4 protein-coding genes and 1 pseudogene are annotated in these 5,431 nt (G+C 67.4%); 2 read left to right on the top strand and 3 right to left on the bottom strand.

What is annotated here, in order from left to right; all coding sequences use genetic code 11:
- The 3 genes and pseudogenes from DPQ64_RS18330 to DPQ64_RS19420 form a co-directional block, all read right to left on the bottom strand.
- Positions 1 to 411, bottom strand: a pseudogene (locus DPQ64_RS18330) (hypothetical protein); the annotation flags it as partial.
- 60 nt (positions 412 to 471) lie between these two features.
- Complete coding sequence (locus tag DPQ64_RS18325; protein ID WP_115865733.1) at positions 472 to 918, bottom strand: DUF371 domain-containing protein; 447 nt, start codon at positions 916 to 918, stop codon at positions 472 to 474.
- 571 nt (positions 919 to 1,489) lie between these two features.
- On the bottom strand, positions 1,490 to 1,642 hold the full coding sequence (locus tag DPQ64_RS19420; RefSeq protein ID WP_198662204.1) for a hypothetical protein: 153 nt from the start codon (positions 1,640 to 1,642) through the stop codon (positions 1,490 to 1,492).
- 112 nt (positions 1,643 to 1,754) lie between these two features.
- Between DPQ64_RS19420 and DPQ64_RS18315 the strand changes: the two genes are divergently transcribed.
- Together DPQ64_RS18315 and DPQ64_RS18310 are read left to right on the top strand one after the other, a co-directional pair.
- A complete protein-coding gene (locus DPQ64_RS18315; protein WP_115865731.1) occupies positions 1,755 to 3,704 on the top strand; it encodes a glycosyl hydrolase 2 galactose-binding domain-containing protein in 1,950 nt (649 codons plus the stop codon).
- A 334-nt stretch (positions 3,705 to 4,038) separates the two neighbouring features.
- Positions 4,039 to 4,902, top strand: coding sequence for a coiled-coil protein (locus DPQ64_RS18310; RefSeq protein WP_115865730.1), 864 nt, complete (start codon positions 4,039 to 4,041; stop codon positions 4,900 to 4,902).
- Positions 4,903 to 5,431 lie beyond the last annotated feature (529 nt).

Genomic DNA, 5,431 nt, shown 5'->3' with positions numbered 1-5,431 from the left:
GGGGGGGGGGGGCGGGCGCGCGGCGGCGAGGTCCGCGACCTCGCCGCCGCGCTCGCGACCGTCATCGCTGCCCTCGCGGCCATCCTCGCCGCCCTCGCCACCGTCCGCCGACCCGTACTTCTCCATCAGCGCGTCGTGGGCGGGCTGGCTCGCCACGTCGCTGGTGTTCTGGCTCAGGATCGTGCGGACCAGACACTCGAAGGCGTCTCGCCCGCCGTACGTCTTCTGCCAGTAGCGCTCGCCGAGTCGGTCCACGACGGCTTCCGCGCGGGTGTCGCCCTCGCCGGGCTCGAACTCGGCGAACGCGCTCGTCGCGGCGTCGCCGCCGCTGATGTTCTCGGCGGGTTCGGGGTCGGGATTCCCTGCGGGTCCGGAGTCGGCGCTCCCCGGTGAATCGGGGTCGTCTGACATGGTCCACGGTGGGGTCGCCACCGGATTAAAACGGTCGCTCCGAATCGCCGTCGCAGTAATCTACTCCACCGTAAGCCTCACCGTCAGCTCCGCGCCGTCGGCCAGCGCGGCCACGAGGTCGCGGTCGAACCCCTCCGCGGCAAACTCCGCCCCGAGCAGGATAGTCCGGTCGTCGACGAAGTCGCTGGTCCGACCCACCGCGCTCCGTTCGTTCTCGAAGGTCAGGTCGGGGTCGCCCCGGCCCGTCACCGTCTCCGAGTGCGTGTCGCTGTCGTCCGCGGCCTCGGACTCCGCGACCTCGAACGTCGCGGTGATGGTCGCCTCGGCGTGCTGGCACGCGGCGACGAACTCGGAGTCGAAGTCCGCCGGCGCACGGTCGGCCTCGATGCCCAGGATGCAGTCGCCCGCAGGCATCAGGTAGTCGTCGGTCGTCACCTCGAACGTGCTGGCGTGGGCGGCCGAGACGTTCTCGTGGCCCCGCGCGTGGATGACCTCTTCCTTCGTCATCGTCTCTCTGGCGTCGATTCGAGTGGCGGGTACTTCAGGACCGTCTTTCTACTCAGAGGGTGTTACTGTCGTGGTCGCTGCTTGGGCTGTTGGGGTTGCTGTTGCGATCGCGGTTGCTGTTGCTGTTGCGGTCGCGGTTGCTGTTGCGGTTCTCATAGGCTCAAGCATAGTCGCGGTCGCTGTTGCGGCTGCTGTCGTTTTGGTGGTTGCTGTCGCTGTGGTGGTCGCGTTCGCTGTCGCGGTAGGAATCGGTGTTTCAGCACGAAGAGACGGAGCCGTAACTGCATCTATTTCGAAAGCCCCCGCCCGCTCGCGGTCGCTCCGCGGGATATTCGCGGCTCTCCGCAACGCCCACCGCGAATACTGGCCCGCGGAGACGACTACACTGAACGCGAGCGGGCGGCCCCTTTCAGTCCCACCCGGGAGTCTGTGTCACCGAGCGCATTCCTGTGGTCAGTCCCCCGGCCGATTCCAGTGGTCTGTATCACCGAGCGCATCCCCGTGAGTGGTCACACCGAGCGCTTCCGGCCGATCTGTGGCGTCGAGCGCCCGAGGGGCAGCGTGAGCGAGCTCAACGCACCACCGTCACCGTCACCGCGCCGCAGGCGCACTCGTAGGCGCGGCGCTCGCCCGCGTCGGTCCGCATCCGGAGCATCAGGTCGTCCTCGCCGAGCGTGCGGTCACAACCGCGGGCGTCGCAGACGCAGCGCAGGTCTTCCATCATGGTCCCCTCTGGCCTCGCCATCCTACTTAAATTGAGGTATGGGCGGAGCGGAAGTGAAAGTGGTCGTCCGTCGGACGTAAAACCTATCTGGTGTGGGTTTCGTTCCCTCAGTATGTCTCTCACCGACTGGACGGCCGGGGCCGTCGACCCCGGCGCGTCGGACGGCTCGCCCTCAGCCTCCGACGGACCGCCCTCTCCCGAGGAATCCCATCCCGTCGAGGTACCGGGCCGCCCGGAGCGCTTGGCCGGCGCGGAGGCCGTCGCCTACCGAACCGAGTTCGCCGACCCGCGTGACGGCGGTGGGCGCGACGGCGACGAGCGCGTCACGCTCGAACTCCGGGGGCTGTTCGCCAGCGCTCGCATCTGGCTGAACGGCGACCTGCTCGGCGAGCACGACGCCTACTTCGTCCCCGCTCGCTTCGAGATCGAGCCCGCCGAGCAGAACGAATTGGTCGTCGAGTGTCGCGCGCCCGACTCCTTCGGCGGCGCGTACGCCACCGACCGGGTGCCAGACGAGCGCGCAGTGCCGGGAATCTGGTGGGACGCGACGCTCGAAACCCACCCGGAGACGTTCGTCGACGACCTCTCGCTGACGCCGCGCCGGACCGACGACGGCGCGGTCATCGACGCTGCGATTGCTGTCGAGGCGGGCGAGGCCGTCGACGACCGCATCTCGCTGTCGGTCCGCCCGCAGGGGTTCCGCGGCGGCGGCGTGATGGAGCGCGCGAAGGTCGCGGCAGAGCCGGGCGAGCGCGTCACCGTCTCGAAGACGCTCGAACTCCGGGACCCCGCCTACTGGTGGCCCGCGGGGGTCGGCCCCCAGCACACGTACGCGGTCCGGGCGAAGCTCGGCGACTCCGAGCGCGTGGTCGAGACGGGACTGTGCGACGTTCGCCAGTCCAAGGACGGCAACTTCCTCCTCGTCAACGGCCAGCGCGTCCACGCACGAGGGTTCTCGCTACTGCCGACCGGCGACCCCACGTGGGACGTGGAACGCGCCGCCAACGCGAACGCCAACCTCGTCCGGGCGTACGGTCACGTCCCACCGGCAGGGTTCTACGAGGCCGCCACGGACGCGGGACTGCTCGTCTGGCAGGACCTCCCGCTGGCCGGGCCGAGCGAGTACGACACCGACCGGGCGACCGACCTCGCAAACACCCTCTCGACCGCCGTCGAGCGCCACCCCTGCATCGCCGCCTTCGGGGTCCACGTCGACCCGACCGACCACCTCGCGAGCGTCGGCCCGGCCAGACTCGCGCGGTACAAAGTTCGCTGGCGGGCGTGGCGCGCCGGATTCGACGCGACCACCGCCAAGGAGGTCGCCGACGCCTTCCCCGACGGAACACCGGTGTTCCCCGTGTCGGGCGCGCCGGGCGTCGACCCCGACGCCGCACACGTCTACCCCGGCTGGGACTACGGCGACTTCGGAGACGCCGAATGGGTGCTCGACAAGTACGACTGCGACGATACTGCAGACCGACTCGGAGCAGTCGGGGGCTTCGGCGCGGGCTCGCTGGCGAGCCCGGAAGGCCACGACGCCGCGGGGTTCGACGCCGACGCCCACGAGGCCTACGTCGGCGACTCCGCCATCGGCGACGGCGACGACGCAGAATCGGACGTTGTCGCGGCCTCGCAGGCGTACCAAACCCGGGTGCTCAAGCACGTGACCGAGACGCTCCGTCGTCGAGGCGCTGGCGTACTGACCGCCGACGCGCTCCGGGATGCCGACGCGGGCGCTGGCATGGGCGTGCTCGCGGCCGACGGCTCCGAAAAGGCCGGATACGAGGCGATCGCGGCGTCGCTGGAGCCGGTGCAGGTCGTGCTCGACGCCTACCCCGAGCCGGGCGCCAGCCGAGAGCTCACCGTGATCAACGACACGCCCGAGCCGGTGTCGGGCAGCGTCTCGTGGACCGCGGGCGACCGCACCGGCGGGACCGACGTGACGGTCGACGCCTTCGGGCGGACGACCGCCGGGACGATGAGGGTTCCAGACGACGCCAAGTCGGTCGAAACCTCGTTCGGGCGGGCGGACGGCTCGGTCGGCAACGCCTATCCTTTATAACCCCCGAACGAGGGGTGTCAAGTGTGGGAAGGCGTTACACGGCCGGTAGCGGGCGTGTGAACCGTTTCCACGAAACGTATCGGCGGAAGATTTATATACACGCGGTGAATATTTGCGCATACCAGAACGCCACCGAGCGTTCGGCAAGCATCGTGCGACAAATGACATGGGACTATTGTCAACGGCCGATAGCCAGTTGTCGAGAGCAGTCGCTGTCGAACGCTGGCAGGCCGACGGGTCGAGCCGTTCGGACCGACGACGAACCGATCGTCGACGAGTCGAACGCCGACCGACCGAACGCCGTGGCGGGCATGGAATCGAGGTTTAACTAAGCATGGTAAGCGTAACGGAAGAGGAACTTCAGAACAAGTCGAAAGGCGAACTAATCAAACTCGCAGGACAGCTCCGAGACCGACGAAACGAGCTGAACCAGAAGGCGTCCAAGCGCGCGTCGAAGCGCGACGACCTGAACGCCGAGACGCGCGAGAAGGTCGACGAGGCCCAAGAGCACCGCGAGAAGCGCGACGAGCTCAACGAGCAGGTTCAAGAGCACAAGGAGCAGCGCAACGAGCTCAACGCGGATGCCAACGAGCTGTTCGACGAGGTCGAGCGCAAGAAGCAGGAGCTCGAACTCAACGAGGGCAAGGACGTCGAGGAGCTCGAATCGGAGATCGAGGACCTCGAGTTCAAGCAGCAGACCGAGGTGCTCTCGACGGAGGACGAGCGCGAACTCATCGAGAAGATCGAGGCCAAGCGCGAGAAGCTCCAGGAGCGAAAGGAGAAGCTCGACGACAGCGAGAACCTCGACGAACTCGTCGAGGAGGCCGAAGAGGTCCGCGCGGAAGCGAGCCGTCACCACGAGAAGGTGACCGAACTCGCCGACAAGGCCCAGGAGCACCACAACCAGATGATCGAGGCCTATCGGGAGGCCGACGACATCCGTGACGAAGCCGACGAGATGCACGAGAGCTTCGTGGAGGCCCAGGAGGCCGCCGACCAGCACCACGAGGACTTCGTGCGCGTCCAGAAGCGCCTGCGCGAACTCGACAAGCAGGAGGAAGAAGAGCGCAAGTCCGAGAAGGAGAAGGAGCGCGAGGAGGCCAAGGAGGAAGCCGAGGAGATCTACCAGCAGTTCAAGGACGGCGAGACCCTCGACACCGAGGACCTGATGAAGCTCCAGAAGACCGGACTTCTGTAATCGCGTAATTCTGTGGGGTGGTTTGCGGTTCTATTCGCGCCGAGACAGCCCCGGGTATTTCTTTCTGTCGGCGAGCGCCAGCAGTCGACGAGCCGACAGCAACGACACACCGAGCAGCCGTCAGTTTCTGGCAGTGAGACAACGACCAGCTTCGGTCGTCGACACAACCACCGGTTTCGGCCGGTCGGAAAACCACCATCCTGGTGGACTGAAAGGACGAGGCGCGCTCGCGGTCACACTCGCTACGCTCGCGTGACCGCCGAAGTTGGGTTGTCTTCCGGTGGCGAGCGCGCCGAGGGCTTTCGGAGATGTGGCAGGATGGTGAGGTCTGCCGGAGCGAAGCTAGCTACTGCTTGAGCATCGGAGAGACCGCACCGCAACCGCACAGCACCGGCAGAGCAAGCTCTGCCGAGCCTGCGCTCACATTCGTTCGCGCAGACACCGCGCCCCGTACCTCCCCGCCGCGCTCGCGCAGAACTGCGCGGGCGCGGCGCCAACGGTCGGGTGGCGAAATTTAGCAGACCGGGGG

Source organism: Halorussus litoreus, assembly GCF_003382685.1.
In the GTDB taxonomy this organism is placed as follows: Archaea; Halobacteriota; Halobacteria; order Halobacteriales; family Haladaptataceae; genus Halorussus; species Halorussus litoreus.
The sequence above is the reverse complement of the archived record's forward strand: the minus strand, read 5'-3'. Positions and strand labels throughout refer to the sequence as shown.

Excerpts from the sequence above, each read along its gene's own strand:
- DPQ64_RS18325 (WP_115865733.1), bottom strand. The coding sequence starts at position 918 with ATGACGAAGGAAGAGGTCATCCACGCGCGGGGCCACGAGAACGTCTCG.
- DPQ64_RS19420 (WP_198662204.1), bottom strand. The coding sequence starts at position 1,642 with ATGATGGAAGACCTGCGCTGCGTCTGCGACGCCCGCGGTTGTGACCGC.
- DPQ64_RS18315 (WP_115865731.1), top strand. The coding sequence starts at position 1,755 with ATGTCTCTCACCGACTGGACGGCCGGGGCCGTCGACCCCGGCGCGTCG.
- DPQ64_RS18310 (WP_115865730.1), top strand. The coding sequence starts at position 4,039 with ATGGTAAGCGTAACGGAAGAGGAACTTCAGAACAAGTCGAAAGGCGAA.